Source organism: Neptuniibacter sp. QD57_21 (assembly GCF_047778075.1).
In the GTDB taxonomy this organism is placed as follows: domain Bacteria; phylum Pseudomonadota; class Gammaproteobacteria; order Pseudomonadales; family Balneatricaceae; genus Neptuniibacter.
This window is the reverse complement of record NZ_CP180549.1, coordinates 1,189,280-1,208,034: the sequence shown is the minus strand read 5'-3', so window position 1 is coordinate 1,208,034 and position 18,755 is coordinate 1,189,280. Positions and strand designations below refer to the sequence as shown.

The following is an 18,755-nucleotide window of genomic DNA, read 5'->3' as shown; positions in this document are numbered from 1 at the left end:
GTCGCACAAAGGCTTTATATTTAGCGATTATTCTTCATCAATAAGCTAACTAAAGAAACACAAAGGCTGAGAACGGGAACAGGAATTTACCTAGGATCATCAAATATGCATCCAAAGCCTATTTCAGTTTTAGAGCAACACCCACAAAACCCTCTACCAATGACAATCTACAGCACCAAACTTGAGCAAGATCCCCGACCTAGCCCCAGAAAATCGCACCTTCTTAGTGCACCGTAAAAACCATTCTAATTAATTGCTAAAAAACTAATAAAAAATATAGGTTTCTTTGTAAAACTACGCATTTTGCAACAATTATTCTGTTATATTCAAAACAGCTAAAAAGCTAATAAGCCTATGTTTTATAATGATTTAACACTACTTAAACCATACATAAAACAAGGTTTATATAAATTATAAAGTTACAAAAAATTCACAAGTGCATAATTAAGAATGGGAGCGCATTTAGATGTTGCTTAGCTCACTCAAAATTTCTTCGCGGATAGCCCTGTTCGCGGGGATCAACTTAATACTTATTCTCACCCTTGGTGGTGTCGCTACATACCAGATGAACAAGATTGGTATCGAGTTAATCGAAGTAGCAGAAGAAGACCTACCTATAACCAATATGCTTTCAAAAGTGGCTCAGCATCAACTAGAGCAAGCCATTCTTTTTGAGCGTAGCCTCTCTTACGCAACCGCAATAAAGTACGGCGACGATCGTTCACAAGAGATGCTGACAACGACAAAAGCATTTAACTCTTTGGCTGATAAAGTAGATCAGGAGTTCAAGCAACTAGAAGAGCTGCTTGAGCATGCAATTACCAAGGCACATAGCGCAGAAACCAAAGAGCAATTTGAATCCTTACTGACAACCATTTTGGACATAGACAAAAATCACGCCGAATACGACGAGTTAGCTCTATCGTTATTCCAAAAGGTCAAAGATGGATACGCGGCATCTGCTATTGCTTCAGCCGACCATATTATTGAACTCGAAGATAAAATTGATCATGAACTGATTGATGCGCTTGATCAGATTCAAGCCTTCACGCTTGAAGCCACACAGCGTGCCGAGCACGACGAGCTTAAAGCACAAAAGCTGATTATGATTATCTTTGTGGTCGCACTTATTTTGGGTGTTTCCCTAGCCTTGATGATCTCTCGTGCAATTACTGGCCCTGTGAGCAATATGCGTGATCGTCTAAAAGAGATCTCCGATGGTGATGGCGACCTGACTGTACGCCTACCCGTAAGCGGTCAAGACGAAACGGCTGAAGCGGCCGCAGCGTTTAACCGCTTGATGGAGAAGCTGGGTAAGATGGTGATGACTATCCGATCGACATCAACGCAACTGGTTCAACGATCTGAACAGTCGATTGTCTTGATGGACGCTACCCGCGACCAAGTTGAACAACAAAAACGCGAAACAGAACAAACTGCTACTGCTGCCGAGCAGATGTCAGGCAGTATCACTGAGATTGCGCAATCGACCGATCATGCAGCAGAACTTGGCCGAGGAGTGCTAGAAAAAGTTCAATCTGGTTCTGGAATCGCTAAGCAAAATCAGCAAGCGATCGAACAGCTCAATATCAATGTCGAAAGCGCTGCCACTCAGCTTAACTCTCTAGCTACCGAAACAAACCGAATCAGTGAAGTGCTAGACGATATCCGCGGCATCGCAGAACAAACCAACCTACTTGCTCTTAACGCCGCGATCGAAGCAGCACGTGCGGGCGAATCAGGCCGAGGCTTTGCGGTAGTAGCCGATGAAGTACGCACTCTTTCTCAACGTACTCAATCATCCACTGAGGACATTCAAGAACTGCTAGAGAACCTACAATCAGCAACTAATAGTGCGATCTCTGTGATGCAAAAAGGCCAAGAGAATGCTGGCCACTGTATCCAACAAGCCAACCATACCGCTGCTGAACTAGAAGAGGCATCTGCAGCAGTAGAAGGAATGGCTGCCATGAATACGCAAATTGCCGCAGCAGCTGAAGAACAGTCGGCAGTGGTAAAAGAGATCCATGCCAGCCTTTCAAGCATTTCGCTTTACGCTAACAGCACCAATGACAGCGCCAACCAGACCTCTAATATAAATAAAGAAGTAAGTAGTGAGTTACTTCAGCTTAACCACTTGGTCTCAGAACTAAGGGCTTAATTTAGTTGCTAGGCAGGTTGTAGGTTGGGTTAGCGAAGCGTAACCCAAAAAATCGATCCCCCTAGGTCACAACAGGGTGCAATACACTTCGTTATTGCACCCTACTTAATAGTAAATCTACCACGTAGGCGTAATTTGCGAAGCGTAACCCAACAATTCCAGAATATTCTCGCCAATAATAATTATGGATACTCACCACGAGTAAGCGCATCCATATACTTATCAAATCGACGTTGGCGAGTCTCTGGTCTCTTAGCGCTATCTAAACCATGCGCGATGACATAACGTCTAGATTTAGTCAGCGTTTCATAAAACGCTTTCGCCTCTAGGTTACTTTCTAGCGCTTTAATGAAATCCTCAGGCACTTCCATTTCGCTGGCGGTATAAGCATTTTCCCAGCGACCATCAGCTTTAGCCGTATTGACTTGGACCATCCCCGATTCAGTCATACGACCTTCACTAATCAAACGCTCGGCATGATCTCGGTTTCGTTTCGACCACACACTTTTCGCTTTCCTTGGTGTAATCCGTTGCAGGTAAGCTTGTTCATCAATCGACTTTTTAATGCCGTCGATCCACCCCCAACACAGCGACTCAATCACTACATCATCCCAAGTCACGCTCGGAATAGCGCTTTTCTTTTTATAGATATTTACCCATAACTCAGTTTCAGAGGCATGGTTATCTCGCAACCATTGCCCCAACTCTTCAGCGGTAGCAAAGGACTTAACTTTCTTGGGATCAGGTTCGGTCATAGGTAAAGCTCAAATATTGAAGAGTTTTGAAAATCAGGATCTTACGGAGTTTCACTATAGAAGTGAAATAGAGTCTAGACACTGAATTTTACTGCCTTCAATACTGCAAACAATGAGTTCAAGCAGATAAGCATTGAGACTAGATATTAAGAGGAATGAACTACCTTAAATCGAATATTACGGCTCTAAATCAAGCGCATCTAATACGGCCTTGAGTTCAAAATTATATTGCGTTATTTCAGGGTTATGGGTTTTAGAAAACGATTTAAAGTTAATTTTCTTCCAATTATTTTTTTCAATCAGAGGAGCATAATCTTCAAAACTTTCTTTCGTAATCAAGCTCATATTTGTTTTCATCTTAAGCCCTTCACTATCCATAAAGTCATGGCCGTTCAAAAAATCATAAACAACGACCAACGCCCAAGCGCCCTCCATAAAGTGACCTCCAGCAGTGGCTTGAATCTGGTTAAGGTCAACACCCTCTACGCCTTGTCTAGACCAATCAACACCGCCCACAAGAATGTTTTGCCTATATGTTGGAGCGAGCGTTGTTAATGCATCAAACACACCTAACGCCATACCGTCACTTGCTGTCCACACTGCATCTACATTGGGGTAACGCAGGATAAGCTTGTTAAATGTCCTACGTGCACGGCCTCTTTCCCAATTAGCCCTCACAATTTGGAGCAAATTTGTTTTCGAATATTCTTCAATCGCTCGTTGCAAGCCTCGTTCTCGTTGAATACTGGCTGAGGTACCGTAAGGGCCACTAATCGCAACCATATTCACCGCACCGTCCTCAGAAGATTTACTGCTACGTTGTATCAGGTATTTAGCTAACTCGTAGCCAGCCATTTCATCATCCGGAAGCATTTCACCAATGTAATTTTGAAAATACTGTCTAGGCGATCCTATGGCCTTATCCAAAATAGCTGAATTTTCGATGAGCACAGGCACGCCCGCCTGTTCAGAAAGTTTAAGAATTCTTGCGCCGCTTTCTTTAACGCTAATAGCGATAATTGCGTCGAGTTGAGGAGTTGGAAACAGTAGTTCCCTCGCCTTCTCATGACCTAATAAATGGTCATCATTGGCTTCTATTATGTGTAATTCAACACCCAAGTCATCAGCAGCAGCCTGCATAAAACCAACAACAGGCCCGTAAAACATATCATCTGCCGTTCGAGAGATGAAATATCCAACTTTGAATGTTTCAGCATAAGTGGCTGGGGCTACTGTGATTAATGATAAGAGCAAGAAAATTAAGCTGAATTTATGTAGTAGCTGGAACATGTCGTGCCTCATATAAAATGAATCACTTCACTGTGAAATGGTGAGGGCTAACCAGCTAAAAAGTAATGATTTTCGGGTTGGAAGCCCTTAGGGCGTATGGACTATAATTGGGAGCTAGATAGACAAGATTGAAATGCAGAGTTCATACCTTTCTATTTTGTGAGTCCTTTACAATTACCCATATCAGTTATACGGCCATCTATAACGTTAAGTATTGTGAGTGACTTCCAGCCTGTCAAAATATTTGAGAGGAGAACTTAAGGGGTAAACGCCACTTCCCCACTATAAAAAAATTCCTTCTCTTACTTAGATACATACCACTATTGCTCTGGGAATTTATAACAAGCCTATTAATAAAGAACCCAGCGCCATAAAAAATAGACTCTGTCCTATTGTTTGGCAGTTAAAAAGCTAAACTTCTAAGAAGCACCGTGCCTATAAATGTTGACCAGAGAGGAACCCCGTTGTGGAAACTGAAGGTTATCGAATTCAGCTACCCGCTGGCGCTGTGATATTTCAGGAAGGCGAAGCCGGTGACCGCGCCTATATTGTAGATAGTGGTCTAGTTGGTGTTTCTACAAAAATTAAAGATCGTGATCTTCGCTTTGCCATCGCTCAACACGGCGATATTCTCGGCGAGATGGCTCTGATCGACGACGGTGTTCGAACAGCTACAGCTACCGTATTAAGTGATGCTGAGTTGATCGTTATTCCAAAAGAGTACATTCACCGCTTAATTGGCACTGCAGATCCAACCGTAAACTTGCTGATGCAGATCGTTCTACAGCGTTATCGAGAGATGAAAGGCCATTTTGATACCGTCTCAGCAGGCGGCTCAATTGACAGCATCGAAGTAAAACCGAAATTAGAAAACGACCGTCTCAAAGAACAAACCGAGATGGCCGTTCGCCGTGTCACTGAAGAGCAACGCTTACGTGAAGCCTTAGATAATGATGAACTTCGCCTGTTCTACCAACCCATTGTCGATCTACAAACAGGTTTAATACTCGGCTGTGAAGCGCTTATCCGCTGGCAAGATCCCGATCGCGGTCTAGTACCACCCATTCAGTTTATCGCCCTAGCAGAAGAAACCGGCCTGATCGAACCTATCGGCCACTGGATCTTTTCCGAAGCGCACCAAGCAGTTAAGGAATTTAACCAGCTTGCTGATAAAGATCACCCCTTCTTTGTTAGCGTAAACCTCTCTAGTCGACAAATTGAAACCGATGCACAAGTTGAAGCACTAACCGATCATCTGTTGGATAACGATATAGAACTCGCTAACTTTAAGATTGAGATTACCGAGACCCTGTTAATGTCAGATCCACTGCGCATCTCGCAGGTACTGACAGATTTCAAACGTTTCGGCTGTAAGATCGCACTTGATGACTTCGGCACCGGTTATTCCAGTTTCAGCTACCTTCACCGCTTCCCAATCGACAGCATCAAGATAGACCGCTCGTTTGTCTCCACTATGGCCGAAAACCCAACCAGTAAAGCCATTGTTCGTACGCTTTGTACTTTGGCTGAATCTTTGGAGATGAGCACCATCGCAGAAGGGGTTGAAGAGGAAAAAGACCAAACCATGCTACAGGCCTTTAATTGTGATTTTGGACAAGGTTATTACTACTCAAAACCTATCCCTAAAGATGAATTTATTGTCTTAATTCAGAAACAGCTCGAGCGCTAACTAAATCAGGCTGAATACGACCTATGAACAAAGATCTGAATAAAGCGATTCTACGTTGTAAATCAGTAATCTCTCTACCAGCGATCTATCAAAAGATCACAGTAAAGATCGATCAAGCAACGACAACCAATAATGAGCTAGCAGAAATCATAAAACTGGATGCGGGTATCGCCACCAAACTGCTAGCGATTGTGAACAGCTCCTTCTATGGCTTCCCAAGTCAGATTTCCACCATCTCCCATGCGATATCACTGGTCGGCCTAAAGGACTTTAAAAACCTAGTTTTAGGTTCTAGCGTGGTTAAACAGTTTGAAGATGTTCGGGAAACAGGCTTTGCAATCAACGAATTCTGGGACTATAGCCTACATGTTGCCATAGCTGCTAAAACACTGGGTAAATACTGGGCTAACCGTAAGGAACAAGAAGAGCTATTTATCGCTGGCCTTCTGCACGATGTTGGTAAACTCGTTATCGCCCAAGCCTGTAAAGACCAGCTAGAAAAGATCCAGAAGATCTGGCCAAACCAAATACCACAACAAGAACAAGATCTAATCGGTTTTGACCATACCGAAGCCGGTGCCGAACTGATCCGCTCCTGGAACCTACCCGAGCTTCTATCTACCGCAGTAAAACAACACCACGAACTCGATCTAACTAAATCGCCAGAGCCGACCGTACTCTGCGTTTATATGGCTAATGCTATGGCCTGCGGAGAGGAAGAAAAGATCAATGCAGCACTAAAACTCTGCAATCAGCATGTGGACAACCCGATTACAGAAGAAGCGTTGCTAGAGATGCAGGAAGCCATCACGGAAGAGAAAAAATCTCTTATTGGGGTTTATCTTTCGAGTTAGTCATCCTTTAAGGTGGGATCAGATTTCTTTTGCAACAATTTGGATTAGAGAAGTCAGCTTTGAATCAATTTTCATGTGCAGGCTTAATATTATAGGTACTTAAAATCGTGCTAATTTCGCCTTTAGCTTTTAGGTAGCGGATACTTTCATTGAATTTATCCACTATGTCTTTACTCGTATTCTCCTTTGAGAACCCTATGTAATAATTAATCTGTTCAACACCTAATGAATACTCAGCCCCATCAATTTCTAATGCTTTAATTTGGTACTCACCCAGATCTCGGTTCAAGTAAACGGCATCAATTCTTTTAGCCACCAGCTTCTTTAGATTCTGACCGTTACTATTGGGTAGCATCTTCACATTAATGGGTTCAAGGCCCTGCTCCTCTAGCTTATTACTTAATCGTTCCAATGAATAAGAGGTGTTAGAAGGCCCAAAAACACCCACCTTCAGACCCGAAAATAACTCAATGGAATTGTATTCTTTATCCTCATTTGTGCGGGTAAAGAACCCGTATTCAGTACTCATCAGCGGCAATGACCAATATAACCATTTATCCCTTTCCTCGTTCCAGCCAAGAGGAAAGTTTGCATTAACATAGCCTTCCTTTAAGAGGGCCTTCGATCTCCGATTTGGGTGTAGTAGGATCTCTATTTCAATCTCAGAATGAACTGAAATTTTCTCTACGATTTCAACAAAAGGTCCTGTAATTTTACCTTGCTCAACCGTGGTAAATGGCGGGAAATCCTGAACACTGATCGTTAACTTATCCGAGATGGCATTAGCCGAGAAAAGTATTAATAGACATAAGACTGAACATTTCTTCAAAAGCATAACTGCCCCTAAACTAGCGGTATCAACTGTATGTTGGTGATCTAGCAAAACAGTAAAATCAGTACATTCCCCCTGATCGATCCCCAAACAGATTTGATTAAACTTTGGCGATAAACACCTAATTTCAGGATAGACGATAACTTAGGGTGGGTTAGATTTTTGCCCCACTTGATAAAGACACATAACTGACCAATAAGCTACCTATAAGACATTATCCCTTACTCTATGCTGATTTATCCTGCCCAGTTTTCCTCAAACCAACGCTCTAAAAAACTAATACACAGCTTAATTTTAGGTGGCGTCAGTCGCCGCGCAGGATACATGGCGTATAGGGTTAAACGGGGTCTTTCTACATTGCTTAACAGCTCTACAACCTGCCCTTGGCGAATTGCATTTCCAGCAATAAAGTCAGGTATAAAACCAATACCTAAGCCGCCTTTCACGACATCAAGCATAAAGGGCGTGCTGTTCACGCGTAGATTACCACCGACCTTTACACCTTCGCCTAGAGGCCAAATATCCTGACCTCTGAAATAGCTATAGATAAAACAGTTATGCTCCGATAGCTCTTCAACCGTCGTAATCGGGCCGTGTTCTTTCAAGAAGTCTTCAGATGCACACACCTTATAGCTAAATTCCATTAGCGGCTTGCCGACATAACCAGAATCAAACGTACGGCTTGCGGCTCTGAAGCCAAGATCGAAACCATTTTCAATCAAATCAACCGGGGCATCATCCAGATGAATATCCAATTCTATTTCAGGATATTCACGCATAAAGTCGGAAAAGACTTGGCTTAGGTGCGAGATACCCAATGCCATTGGCGCATTAATTTTTAGCTTACCGCGGGGTAAATCTTGTGCCCCTTGGACAAAGCTTTCAGCGTCATCAATCCGTTCTAAAATCTCATGACAATGACGCAGATAACCCTCGCCTATAGTGGTTAGCTGTAACGATCGGGTAGATCGGTGAATTAACCGCGCTCCGATTTCCGTCTCTAGCCGACTGATCTCTTTACTCACCATCGACTTAGACAAGCCAAGCTCTTCAGCGACTTCAGTAAAGCTCCCCCGCTCTGCTAAGCGAATGAACAGCGACATTGCCCTAAGTTTATCCATACTAGTTTCCAATATGTGAACAGTACGTTCATATTGTAGATATATATGAAACCTAGCAAGGCATTTATTCTGATTCTGTCTTTTACGATCTGACCTAATCAGGAGAAACCTATGTACACTTTGTATTACCTACCAAATGCCTGCTCACTCGCGACGCTGACTGTTTTGTTAGAGATGGATGAGTCTGTCACCCTGATTAACAAAAATAAGGTTACTGACTTCTCTGCAATAAACCCTGTGGGTAATGTGCCCGTGCTTATAGATGAGGGTAAAACGCTGACAGAAGGTGCAGCCATCATGCTTTACCTCTTGCGCTCTAAAGCCAATCAGCTGTTTCCTCAGGACGGAAATGATCGGCAAAAAGCGATTCAGGACATTATGTTTGCCAATGCGACAATGCATCCCGCCTACGGCAGACTCTTCTTCATCTCTCAAAATATGAGCGAAGGGCCTGAGAAGGATAAAGCCTTAAACGCCGCAGCTAACGCCATCAATACCCTATGGGAATCAGTAGAAGCGCAACTAGAAAACCATAGTTACCTCGGCGGAGAATCCGTATCTGCGGCTGATATTATGCTGGCCGTTTATTCACGTTGGGGTGAGTATTTTCCCGTTGATATCAAACTGGGTTCACGTACCACAGCCATGCTAAACCGCGTTGTTGAAAGACCTGCATTTAAGCAAGCGCTGCTGATGGAGGCCGAAAATGACAACTAACCCTGCAATAGATGATGACTTCGCGATGATTCGTAACATCATCAACAGCTATTTTACCGCTTTGTATCAGGGTGACAGCAGCCAACTGAAAGCGATCTTTCACCCAACAGCCATGCTAAAAAGCCCAGGTAATTTCCGCTCTCTAGAACGCTGGCTGCAAGATGTCGAAACCCGAGCAACCCCCAAGTCTCTTGGTCAGCCATTTAACTTTAAGATCCTATCCATCGAGATCATCCACGATCAAGCGATGGTCAAACTGGAATGCCCATTATTCGATTATTTCTATATCGATTTTTTAGGCTTACTAAAGGAACAAGGACGCTGGTTAATCGTAAACAAGATGTACACGGACATTGCGCAAACAACCAATGTAGCTGCCATATAAAGCACCTACACCGAGAATATTTGACTGACCGAACCCAGCAACTCATCAGCAAGAGAAACTAAAATGCCATACGTGAATATCAAAATTACCGATGAAGGCGTCACCCAAGCCGAGAAAAAGGCCCTGATCCAAGGCACTACAAAGCTGTTACAAGAAGTCCTAAACAAAGATCCCAAATCCACCTTTGTTGTAATCGACGAAGTACAAACAGATAACTGGGGAATCGGCTACGAGACTGTCACAGAGAGAAGAAAGCGATAATGAGGTTTTAGAATTCAACCATAATAAAACCGGCATATAGCCGGTTTTATTGTTTTGGAGGGCTCTGATGAACAGAATTTAATTTTACTCTGACCCCAATTATCTATTTAGAGGGATAAAGTGCAGAGCTAAAATTTACTCTCACCCCATATATCAAGCGCCTACTTGCACAATGCAAGACCTGACCCCGTGGCATTTTGACTTGTTAAGCACTTTCTCTCCATAATTTTATGGAGTCCGATGAATACCAAACCAAATCGTTTTCTTTGCTAATTAGCAAGAATATCAATTCTTCAAGGAATTGCAGAAGAAAGTCTTCAAGTATAGCTTTACACCCTATTGGATAGTTTTCACCTGATATATGAACTTCAGTCTCCTTGTTATGAACAATTGAGCACCTTACTTGATAAACAACACGCGATATAAAATCAAAAAAATTCCCTTGATTTGTATTGTCAATATCATTAATGGATAAAGACCTTAGAAAGCTCTTTACCTCAGCATCAATTGCACTATTTCTTTGCATGAAGTTTTGCCATTGTTGATAAGCAAAAACTTTAAAATCACCATTTTCAAATGGAAGGCTAAACCCCTTTTTAAAAAGGTTATTAACGGCTTTCTTCTCATCAACCTCGACAGACTTATATAACCGTTTAAAGTCTCTGATTGAAAACATTGCCCCAGAAGATGCCCTCTCTAGAGCAACAATAGGCTCTTTAAACATAAAGTTTTCGATGATATGAAATATTGATAAATATTTTGATAAAACATCTTTCCTATTGTTATATTCTCCCAGAACACCAACAACATCTACAAACTGCAAATAAGATTGACTCGGACAGAAGTATTCCAAAGAAGAGTTAGACGGGCTTCTTGAATATTCAACTAGCGGGACTGTACTTAGACCTGACGATGTCATATGAAGCTTCAACAGGGCTGAAATATTCTTACTTGAAACCCCCGCTTCATGATGCTCTTTAGAGTAGAAGATCAACTCTCCACAGTCATGAAAGCTAATCTCACTTGCAGCCTGCAATAATGAATACCAAAGATCTATGCTTGGATTATATTGTACCAATCTGCTTACTGAAGTATCAGATGAGGGTGAAAACCAAGCTACAGCTTTATCTAAACTAGATATCTCTGTTATATAGGCAGGTTCATCAAATTCATGATTAACCTCGACATGATATAGCTGAAGAGCAACATCTTCATCTGGTATAACAGAGCTACTTCTAAAAATTGCTTCAGATATTCTAACTATATATCGTATTTTAGAAATATTAAAACCAGGATAATTAGAGAAGCTTCCATCAAATTCATCAAGAGTATGAAGCAGCAATTCGTAATCGCTATAAATATCACGATCTCTTTTACATCTTGCTAGCTTTAATTTCTCTCTTGTTAAAGCTTCCGTTAAACTATCGAAAACCTCCCTTTCATCACTTTCTAGGGTATTCCAATATGCTTCCGTATGACCAAAATCTTCGCATAATTCGGAAATGGATTCGATCAATGACAAATACAAAGCATCAGACTTCTTCATTCTGACACTCCTGAGAATATATCATCCCAGTCAATGCTTTCAATCATGTCATTTTCAATAAATCTAAAGAAACCCTCGTGTATATTTTTCTTGTTCACATTACCTATATTAACCTTTGCCAAGTCAACATTATTACGGCAGCGCTCATAATCTTCCAATCTAAGTTTACTAAAGTTTTGAACTAGCCTATCGACTATATTTATCAGATCAGACTCATTATCAGAGACTGCTCCAATCGCGGAGAATGTTGAGACCAGTGAAACCTCTCGCCCAATCCATTGGACCCCAACTTCCCCAAAGCTCTCTTTCGCTGCAAAATCTAGCTTATAAACGGATTCGATAAACACCTCTAGAAATGAATAAGATAAAAAGCCTGAAATTTCTTTCATTTTATTATCATCATCTTGAACTTTAGATATAAAGTTCGTATTCGTTGAAACTGGCTTCCCTTCCATGAAGGAAATCAACGAAGATATTAAATGAGAAAAGTGATAAGACCCAGGTTTTCTGTTTTTACTGAAGCTTGCACTAGAAACATCTTTTTCTCGAAAAATTTCTACACTTCCAGATTTTACGGATTCAAAAATTGGCAATAAATTCTGAAAAAGAAGCTCTAGCTGATGCTTAATATTTACTGGTTTATGACCAGCGTTTAGAATCAGCATTTTTTTAACTTCGTCATCTGGTGAAAGGTTATTCCACAGTTCAAACCATTGCGAATTATCCGAGAAGCACTTATTCAGCTCTGTTTCACCATGCTCATCATAAAAGTTTTTTATTGCTATAAAAATATTCCCAGAAGACCCAACTCTAGATAGCTCTTCGCGAAACTGCCTCTTTATTTGAAACTCACTCATTTCGTCGGAAATTCTTGTAATATTTTCAAGTAATATTTTCTTGGTTTCAAATATTATCTTTAGTCTATGGGTGCGCTGCAAACCATCTAGAATTTTAAAGCAGCCTATATCGCCACCCTCAATACTTTCCGTTGATTCTTCTGAAATTAATGTTATTGACGGGATATGCCCTTTTTTTAATACTGTATGTACTAGGCGATCTAGATATGAATTACTGACTATTGACCTCTGCACCTCATAACTATCGTAGTTTGAGGGGATGTTAGTAATAAAATCTTCTAATGAAGAACTGATCAGAAAGCAGCTGCTCTGCCCCTCATTCTTTCTGTCTAATATTTTAAATTCCATTATTTCTTCCGATTAAATTGATGCTTTATATGCTTGCGCATAATGCCGATCTAAAGGGTCAGATCAAGCATAGCTTACGAGGTCCAGCCCATGAAATGAGCGATCTTTAAGCAACTTGTTATAAATATTCACTTTATAAGCAGCCCATTACATAGCTTTGCTAATGTCTTCTTTTTTATTGATAAGGCGAAAGGCCTTATAAGCACGCACCCACGTTTAACTCCATATTTTTCTAAGAGTGGGATTGTAAGCTCAGGAAAAGCCAATTTTTTAATATGCTCTGACTCAAAAAAACGTTTATCACTACAAGAAACGTAATATAAATCCCTCAATAAGGCCTTATGTATCAAAAGAGAATCCGCATCGGGGTATTTTCTGTGTTTGATATCGGCCACAATATCTACAGAATATTTTCGAAACAAAGAAACTCTGTTTTTTCCTTCACCAGCCATATATAAAGGGAACTGTCCAACTTTATGGTAGCTTGGTTGCCCAATACTTTTAGAAGCTGAATTATTTAGTATATTGCACTGTTCTATTGACTGGTTTTGTCCTGAGTGATCATTAAAGTTACCACCCACAACTTCAAAACAATTTACTTTAACTGCTTGCTGCCTGTGACAGATTTCACTATGCCAGAATGGCATAACAGCCTCACCATATTCAATAGGATTGATTGATGCGTTTGGGTCTTTTTCTTTTAATTTAATATCTAATTCGTATTTATAATTTACGATATCTAAACAGAGGCTTCTCATTTTCATTCCGAGTATTTATAACATTTATATATACGGGAGGAATGTATATCTACCCACGCTAAACTTCCATCTATCTGATTTATCTAAATTTTTCTTAATCCAGTATCTCCACCCCCTCCACTCATTCCCAGTACAAAAAACTACAGTTTCACCACTATCTCATTATCCTTTGACCTAAATCCTTATCCTTTAGTTGATACCAACCTTCGCATGTAAGACGTTTAAAAAACTCACCCACAAAAAAACCGGCAAAAAGCCGGTTTTAAAATCTTTTTCTCTAGCGACGCAGTCGCGTCCTCTAGCGGCAGAGCCGCGTCCTAATAGCGAAGCGTTCTCTAGCTGCGAAGCAGCGTCCTATTTATGCGCCAAAGCATCCTCAGCTTTACAAAGCCCTACCTTCGCTTTCTCCTCTTCCAGAATCTCTTCCGGGAACTGAGACATAAAGCAGCAGCAAATGCCTTCGCCGATCATAGTGCGTGGGCCTAGTGGGTGGCCGATATGCTTGTACACACCATGCGAATGACCATGCTCGTGAGAATGGCCGTGTTCATGGCTATGTGAATGCCCATGAGAGTGCCCGTGCGAGTGATCATGATGATGACCGTGCGAATGATCGTGGCTATGATCATGACTGTGGCCATGCTCAGCATCTGGGTTGAATTCAGCATGGTGGTGGTGAACATCTACTTCACCTGCAGCCAGACGACGCTGGAAGGATTCCATCAGGGTTTCATCACCTTGTGGAAGATCATCCAGAATTTCACGCACACGGATCTCAAACGCGTCGATCACTTTGTCGTGATCATTTAGGTAAGGCGTTTTGATAAATTCAATCGCTTGGTTTTCTTCTGCCACTTTATCCACATAGCCGAAGATACGTTTGATCAAACGACCTGTGAATAGGAAGTAAGGTGCCACCACGATCTTCTTGAAGCCTAGCTTCATTAGACGCTCAAGACCTACACCAACCGATGGGTAAGTTACGCCAGAGTAGACTGTATCAGCCCAACCAAAACCCATGTTCTCGTTGACGATACGGGTTAGTTTTGCCGCTTCGGCATTGGCTTCGGTATCCGAAGTACCACGACCAACAACCACCAGCATAGTGTCGTAAAGATTCTCTGGTGGGTTTTCTGGATCTAAACCTAGGGATTCATAGATACGCGCCTGAAAGGCTTCGATCATCGCTGGGTGAAGGCCTAGCTCTTTACCGTAGTGAACATTTACGCCTTCGTTCTTGTCAGCGTAAGTTGTCAGTACAGAAGGGATATCGTTTTTAGCGTGAGTTGCCGCAAATAGCATACCCGGCACGGCGTAGATATCTTCTACACCTTGCTCTAACAGGGAATTAAGCCCCATATGAATATTCGGTGCAGAAAACTCTAAGAAACCATACTCTACCGGCATATCAGGGAAGCGTTTTTTTAACCCTTCCGCAACACGGCCAAACTCTCTTTCTGCATCTTTGTCACGGCTACCGTGACCACACACCATAATACCTTTTTTAGGCACAGGGCTTTCTCCAATCATTCGTAAAACACATTGTTATTGTACGGACTTTTTAATCAAAAATGCGCCCGTTTATAGATCATTCCAGTGTAAGTAATAACTCACTTATAACCCGTTTTAATTTCTCGCACTGGTCTGCATTTTGGGTATCGACTAACCCACTGCGCAGCAAACAGTTTTTGCTATCACTCTGTGCTTTATCAACTGATAAATCACAGTTGAATTCTTCATCCAGAACAAGGCGGATCAGTATGCCCTGCTCGGCTAAAAATTTGTAAATCTGCTTGGCTTTTTCAGCGTCCAATTTAGCGGTTAAAAACAGGCCATCGCACGATAAAAGTTCTGCATCTAATTTTCGAAATAAGGGCTGCCAAAGCTCTCGCGTTGCTTGCGCATTTTGGCAAATCTTCTGCCTAGCCTCGGCCTGCCATTTGGCATCGTTTAGCGCTGCGATGGCCACAGCTTGTGCTGGGCCATTTACCGCCCAAGGGCCAAGTTCAGTTTGTAACTGTTGCAGTATCTGGGGGTTAGCAAAGGCAAAACCCAAACGAATACCGGCTAAGCCAAAGAACTTACCGAATGACCTCAGCACTAGGATATTACCTAGCTGCTTAAACCGATCATAATCACTTAAAGCACTCTGTTCAGGGCTTAGATCAATAAAGGCTTCATCCACAATAAGATAAGCGCCCTGCTGCATCTGCTCCGCCCAGCGATAGGTCTGCTCCGGGGTAAATTTAAGCCCTGTTGGATTATTCGGATTGATCAGTAACAGGTGCATTGCAGAACCTGAATTTAGCTGCTCTTCAATACGTTGCTCAGCTGCTTTCTGATCAGTTGCAGGATAATAATTAATTGCACGGCCATGCTGTTGCCAGCTGTAGCGATGTTCTTGGTAACCACAATCGGGTAGCAGGATCGGTAACTCTTGCGACACTGACGGTAGCACTGCTGGCAACAACTCAATGATCTGTTGGGTGCCATTAGCCGCCACGCCCTCAGCGCCATAGTAGCTTCTAACCGCCGCTTTAAATTCAGCTGATTGATAAGGCAACTGCTGAAAGCAATGTTCGCTTATCTGAGGTACAGGGTAAGGTACTGGGTTGATCCCTGTGGATAGATCCAACCACTCCTCGACCGGAATACCGTATTGCGCGGATGCCGAGATAAGATCGCCACCGTGAATCAAATCACTCAAGAGCTCACCCCTGAAGTAATCGCCACCGCTAATGCCAGTGTTACATAAAGTCCAATACCCCAAAGCATAAGTACGCGGTTTACCAAACCACAGGCATCTTCAATACTCTTTGCCGAAGGTTGATCACCTTCTACAGGACCGAGTGGTGGACGCTGCTGAACTTCACCGTGATAAATAGCTGCACCACCTAGCGAGACATTAATCGCCCCAGCACCTGCAGCCATCACAGGGCCAGCATTTGGGCTCTTCCATGTCGGCGCTTGCTGCTTCCAGCTATCCAGTGCGATTTTGGTTTCACCCACCAGTGCATAACTTAGGGCGGTTAGACGTGCTGGGATAAAGTTCAGCAGATCATCGATACGCGCTGCACACCAACCAAAATGGAGGAAGCGTTCGTTTTTGTAACCCCACATGGCATCCAATGTATTACTCAAGCGATACAGTACTACGCCAGGAATACCCAACAGGCAGAACCAGAAGATAGCGGCAAATATCGCATCGGCACCGTTTTCTAATACCGATTCGGTTGCTGCAGAGGCCACGGCTTTTTCATCTAATTCTGAGGTATCGCGGCTAACAATCATGCCCACAGCGGTGCGAGCGCTATCCAAATCACCTTGCTTCAACGGTTTCGCAATGGCTAAAGCATGACTCAATAAACTCTGCCAGCCGATCGCTAAGTACAGCACTACTCCACCGACTACCGCAGAAAAAACCGCCGAACCTGACAACAACAAATCAATAATTAGCGCGATACAAGATATGGGTATAACAGCCAATAACCACGCAATAATACCTGAACGCTTCTGTCTGTTTGTGGCCGCAGTCCCCTGATTTAATCTCTTCTCTATCGCTATGGCTAAATTGCCAAAGCCCACCAGCGGATGGAATCGCTTAGGCTCTTTGAGGAAGTAATCTAATAGCAGCGCGATCAGTAAACTCAGTGCAATGCTCATGCAGGTTCCCCAGCCTTTACATCTAAGCCGTCTGCTGCTAACTCAAGCAGGCCGAGTATCTTTTCTAATGGCATAACCGCTTCGACTTCATCCGCCAGACGGTTGATCTGCGCTTCACGGAACGCTGGGTAATCAAAGCTATTCTGCTGATCCAAACCAGCCCAATCTAGCCACGCTTGCAGTAGTTCGGGTTGATCAAATACACCGTGTAGATACGTACCAAGCACCTGATCACTTGGATCACGAACACCATCGGTGTGGATAACCCCATCAACATCCAACTCAAATAACGGGTTATCGAGCGCTGCACCGCTACTGATACCGGCATGGATCTCATAACCTGTCACTGGGGTATCAGTGCCACAAAGCACGCCCTTAACATTACGCAGCATTTTATTGCCAGTTAGCGTGGTTTCCATCGGTAGAATACCCAACGCTTCACTAGAACCGGCTGTGGACTCTATCTGCTCTGGGTCGTGAATCCACTCCCCTAGCATTTGATAGCCACCACAAATACCGATCAGCTTGCCGCCAAAACGCAGGTGGCGCTGAATCACTTTGTCCCAGCCGTTCTCTTTTAACCAGTTAAGGTCGCCACGGACATTCTTACTGCCCGGAAGAACGATAAGGTCTGCTCCGGTAAACTGTTGTGGATCACGGATAAACTCGCAATCCACCTGCGGATGCATTCGCAGTACATCAAAGTCGGTATGGTTACTGGCGCGAGGATAGATCGGTACAACCACTTTAAGTTGCTGCTCACCGTTGCTCTTTTGCTGCTGATTAACCGCGTCTTCCGCTTCGATATGCAGATTAATTACGTACGGAATGACACACAAAACTGGTACGCCAGTTTGTGCTTCCAACCAATCCAACCCCGATTGCAGCAGGCTAACATCACCACGGAAACGGTTAATTACAAAACCTTTAACGCGGGCTTTTTCAGAATCGGAGAGCAGCTCATAAGTACCCAACAGATGAGCAAACACACCACCACGATCGATATCTGCAACAATAATCACCGGACAATCCACTGCCTCGGCAAACCCCATATTAGCGATATCGTGCTCACGCAGATTGATCTCAGCAGGGCTACCTGCCCCTTCGACAATCACAGCGCTGTATTTCTGCTGTAACTGGGTGTGGCTTTTCACCACTTCGGTTAGTAGCTTAGGCTTAAACTCGTGGTACTCGGTCGCCTTCATATTGCCGATGGCTTTACCGTTAAGAATCACCTGCGCACCAATATCACTGTTCGGTTTTAACAGTACAGGATTCATCTCTACAGAGGCTGGTAGATAGCAGGCTTCAGCCTGTACCGCCTGAGCACGGCCGATCTCACCACCCTCGGCAGTTACCGCGCTGTTCAGCGCCATATTCTGTGGTTTGAATGGCGCGACAGAGACTTTATGGCGAGCAAGAATACGGCATAACGCGGTAACGACGATGCTTTTGCCGGCGTCAGACGTGGTGCCTTGAACCATCAACGTGTGCGGATTTTTAAAGGTGCTCATTTA

17 protein-coding genes are annotated in these 18,755 nt (G+C 43.0%); 6 read left to right on the top strand and 11 right to left on the bottom strand.

What is annotated here, in order from left to right:
* Positions 1-466 precede the first annotated feature (466 nt).
* On the top strand, positions 467-2,161 hold the full coding sequence (locus ACMXYS_RS05225; RefSeq protein ID WP_415897829.1) for a methyl-accepting chemotaxis protein: 1,695 nt from the start codon (positions 467-469) through the stop codon (positions 2,159-2,161).
* A 182-nt stretch (positions 2,162-2,343) separates the two neighbouring features.
* Here ACMXYS_RS05225 and ACMXYS_RS05220 read toward each other — a convergent pair whose 3' ends face one another.
* Both ACMXYS_RS05220 and ACMXYS_RS05215 read right to left on the bottom strand, forming a co-directional pair.
* Positions 2,344-2,916, bottom strand: a complete 573-nt coding sequence (locus tag ACMXYS_RS05220) for a YdeI/OmpD-associated family protein (protein ID WP_415883898.1) — start codon at positions 2,914-2,916, stop codon at positions 2,344-2,346.
* Between the two features lie 177 nt (positions 2,917-3,093).
* Positions 3,094-4,206 (bottom strand): ABC transporter substrate-binding protein, encoded by a 1,113-nt coding sequence (locus ACMXYS_RS05215; RefSeq protein WP_415883897.1) that lies wholly within the window; start codon positions 4,204-4,206, stop codon positions 3,094-3,096.
* A 466-nt stretch (positions 4,207-4,672) separates the two neighbouring features.
* Here ACMXYS_RS05215 and ACMXYS_RS05210 point away from each other — a divergent pair, with 466 nt between their 5' ends.
* Both ACMXYS_RS05210 and ACMXYS_RS05205 read left to right on the top strand, forming a co-directional pair.
* Positions 4,673-5,896, top strand: a complete 1,224-nt coding sequence (locus ACMXYS_RS05210) for an EAL domain-containing protein (protein ID WP_415883896.1) — start codon at positions 4,673-4,675, stop codon at positions 5,894-5,896.
* A gap of 23 nt (positions 5,897-5,919) precedes the next feature.
* Positions 5,920-6,750 (top strand): HDOD domain-containing protein, encoded by an 831-nt coding sequence (locus tag ACMXYS_RS05205; RefSeq protein ID WP_415897828.1) that lies wholly within the window; start codon positions 5,920-5,922, stop codon positions 6,748-6,750.
* A gap of 64 nt (positions 6,751-6,814) precedes the next feature.
* Here the strand turns inward: ACMXYS_RS05205 and ACMXYS_RS05200 are convergent, their stop codons facing one another.
* Both ACMXYS_RS05200 and ACMXYS_RS05195 read right to left on the bottom strand, forming a co-directional pair.
* Positions 6,815-7,585 (bottom strand): substrate-binding periplasmic protein, encoded by a 771-nt coding sequence (locus tag ACMXYS_RS05200; RefSeq protein ID WP_415897827.1) that lies wholly within the window; start codon positions 7,583-7,585, stop codon positions 6,815-6,817.
* A gap of 233 nt (positions 7,586-7,818) precedes the next feature.
* A complete protein-coding gene (locus tag ACMXYS_RS05195) occupies positions 7,819-8,703 on the bottom strand; it encodes a LysR family transcriptional regulator (RefSeq protein ID WP_415897826.1) in 885 nt (294 codons plus the stop codon).
* Between the two features lie 111 nt (positions 8,704-8,814).
* Here ACMXYS_RS05195 and ACMXYS_RS05190 point away from each other — a divergent pair, with 111 nt between their 5' ends.
* The 3 genes from ACMXYS_RS05190 to ACMXYS_RS05180 all read left to right on the top strand — a co-directional run bounded on the left by ACMXYS_RS05190 (position 8,815) and on the right by ACMXYS_RS05180 (position 10,066).
* A complete protein-coding gene (locus ACMXYS_RS05190; RefSeq protein ID WP_415897825.1) occupies positions 8,815-9,420 on the top strand; it encodes a glutathione S-transferase family protein in 606 nt (201 codons plus the stop codon).
* Positions 9,410-9,805, top strand: coding sequence for a nuclear transport factor 2 family protein (locus tag ACMXYS_RS05185; RefSeq protein ID WP_415897824.1), 396 nt, complete (start codon positions 9,410-9,412; stop codon positions 9,803-9,805). Before ACMXYS_RS05190 ends, ACMXYS_RS05185 begins: the two co-directional genes overlap by 11 nt.
* Before the next feature lie 63 nt (positions 9,806-9,868).
* Positions 9,869-10,066, top strand: coding sequence for a tautomerase family protein (locus tag ACMXYS_RS05180; protein ID WP_415897823.1), 198 nt, complete (start codon positions 9,869-9,871; stop codon positions 10,064-10,066).
* Between the two features lie 205 nt (positions 10,067-10,271).
* Here the strand turns inward: ACMXYS_RS05180 and ACMXYS_RS05175 are convergent, their stop codons facing one another.
* The 7 genes from ACMXYS_RS05175 to ACMXYS_RS05145 all read right to left on the bottom strand — a co-directional run bounded on the left by ACMXYS_RS05175 (position 10,272) and on the right by ACMXYS_RS05145 (position 18,752).
* Positions 10,272-11,612: a hypothetical protein gene (locus ACMXYS_RS05175; RefSeq protein WP_415897822.1), complete on the bottom strand. Its 1,341-nt coding sequence runs from the start codon at positions 11,610-11,612 to the stop codon at positions 10,272-10,274.
* Complete coding sequence (locus tag ACMXYS_RS05170) at positions 11,609-12,817, bottom strand: hypothetical protein (RefSeq protein WP_415897821.1); 1,209 nt, start codon at positions 12,815-12,817, stop codon at positions 11,609-11,611. Before ACMXYS_RS05170 ends, ACMXYS_RS05175 begins: the two co-directional genes overlap by 4 nt.
* 128 nt (positions 12,818-12,945) lie before the next feature.
* Positions 12,946-13,575: a hypothetical protein gene (locus ACMXYS_RS05165; protein WP_415897820.1), complete on the bottom strand. Its 630-nt coding sequence runs from the start codon at positions 13,573-13,575 to the stop codon at positions 12,946-12,948.
* 354 nt (positions 13,576-13,929) lie between these two features.
* Positions 13,930-15,105 carry a sirohydrochlorin chelatase gene (locus tag ACMXYS_RS05160; RefSeq protein WP_415897819.1) on the bottom strand — a complete coding sequence of 392 codons (1,176 nt, stop codon included), beginning with the start codon at positions 15,103-15,105 and terminating at the stop codon, positions 13,930-13,932.
* 58 nt (positions 15,106-15,163) lie between these two features.
* Positions 15,164-16,282, bottom strand: a complete 1,119-nt coding sequence (locus ACMXYS_RS05155; RefSeq protein WP_415897818.1) for a threonine-phosphate decarboxylase — start codon at positions 16,280-16,282, stop codon at positions 15,164-15,166.
* Positions 16,279-17,238, bottom strand: a complete 960-nt coding sequence (gene cbiB, locus ACMXYS_RS05150; protein WP_415897817.1) for an adenosylcobinamide-phosphate synthase CbiB — start codon at positions 17,236-17,238, stop codon at positions 16,279-16,281. The genes ACMXYS_RS05155 and cbiB overlap by 4 nt, the downstream gene beginning before the upstream one ends.
* On the bottom strand, positions 17,235-18,752 hold the full coding sequence (locus ACMXYS_RS05145) for a cobyric acid synthase (RefSeq protein ID WP_415897816.1): 1,518 nt from the start codon (positions 18,750-18,752) through the stop codon (positions 17,235-17,237). Before ACMXYS_RS05145 ends, cbiB begins: the two co-directional genes overlap by 4 nt.
* Positions 18,753-18,755: the final 3 nt, after the last annotated feature.

Coding starts and splice junctions, on each gene's coding strand:
- ACMXYS_RS05195 (WP_415897826.1), bottom strand. CDS start 8,703: ATGGATAAACTTAGGGCAATGTCGCTGTTCATTCGCTTAGCAGAGCGG.
- ACMXYS_RS05205 (WP_415897828.1), top strand. CDS start 5,920: ATGAACAAAGATCTGAATAAAGCGATTCTACGTTGTAAATCAGTAATC.
- ACMXYS_RS05160 (WP_415897819.1), bottom strand. CDS start 15,105: ATGATTGGAGAAAGCCCTGTGCCTAAAAAAGGTATTATGGTGTGTGGT.
- ACMXYS_RS05165 (WP_415897820.1), bottom strand. CDS start 13,575: ATGAGAAGCCTCTGTTTAGATATCGTAAATTATAAATACGAATTAGAT.
- ACMXYS_RS05220 (WP_415883898.1), bottom strand. CDS start 2,916: ATGACCGAACCTGATCCCAAGAAAGTTAAGTCCTTTGCTACCGCTGAA.
- ACMXYS_RS05185 (WP_415897824.1), top strand. CDS start 9,410: ATGACAACTAACCCTGCAATAGATGATGACTTCGCGATGATTCGTAAC.
- ACMXYS_RS05200 (WP_415897827.1), bottom strand. CDS start 7,585: ATGCTTTTGAAGAAATGTTCAGTCTTATGTCTATTAATACTTTTCTCG.
- ACMXYS_RS05170 (WP_415897821.1), bottom strand. CDS start 12,817: ATGGAATTTAAAATATTAGACAGAAAGAATGAGGGGCAGAGCAGCTGC.
- cbiB (WP_415897817.1), bottom strand. CDS start 17,238: ATGAGCATTGCACTGAGTTTACTGATCGCGCTGCTATTAGATTACTTC.
- ACMXYS_RS05225 (WP_415897829.1), top strand. CDS start 467: ATGTTGCTTAGCTCACTCAAAATTTCTTCGCGGATAGCCCTGTTCGCG.
- ACMXYS_RS05145 (WP_415897816.1), bottom strand. CDS start 18,752: ATGAGCACCTTTAAAAATCCGCACACGTTGATGGTTCAAGGCACCACG.
- ACMXYS_RS05175 (WP_415897822.1), bottom strand. CDS start 11,612: ATGAAGAAGTCTGATGCTTTGTATTTGTCATTGATCGAATCCATTTCC.
- ACMXYS_RS05190 (WP_415897825.1), top strand. CDS start 8,815: ATGTACACTTTGTATTACCTACCAAATGCCTGCTCACTCGCGACGCTG.
- ACMXYS_RS05215 (WP_415883897.1), bottom strand. CDS start 4,206: ATGTTCCAGCTACTACATAAATTCAGCTTAATTTTCTTGCTCTTATCA.
- ACMXYS_RS05180 (WP_415897823.1), top strand. CDS start 9,869: ATGCCATACGTGAATATCAAAATTACCGATGAAGGCGTCACCCAAGCC.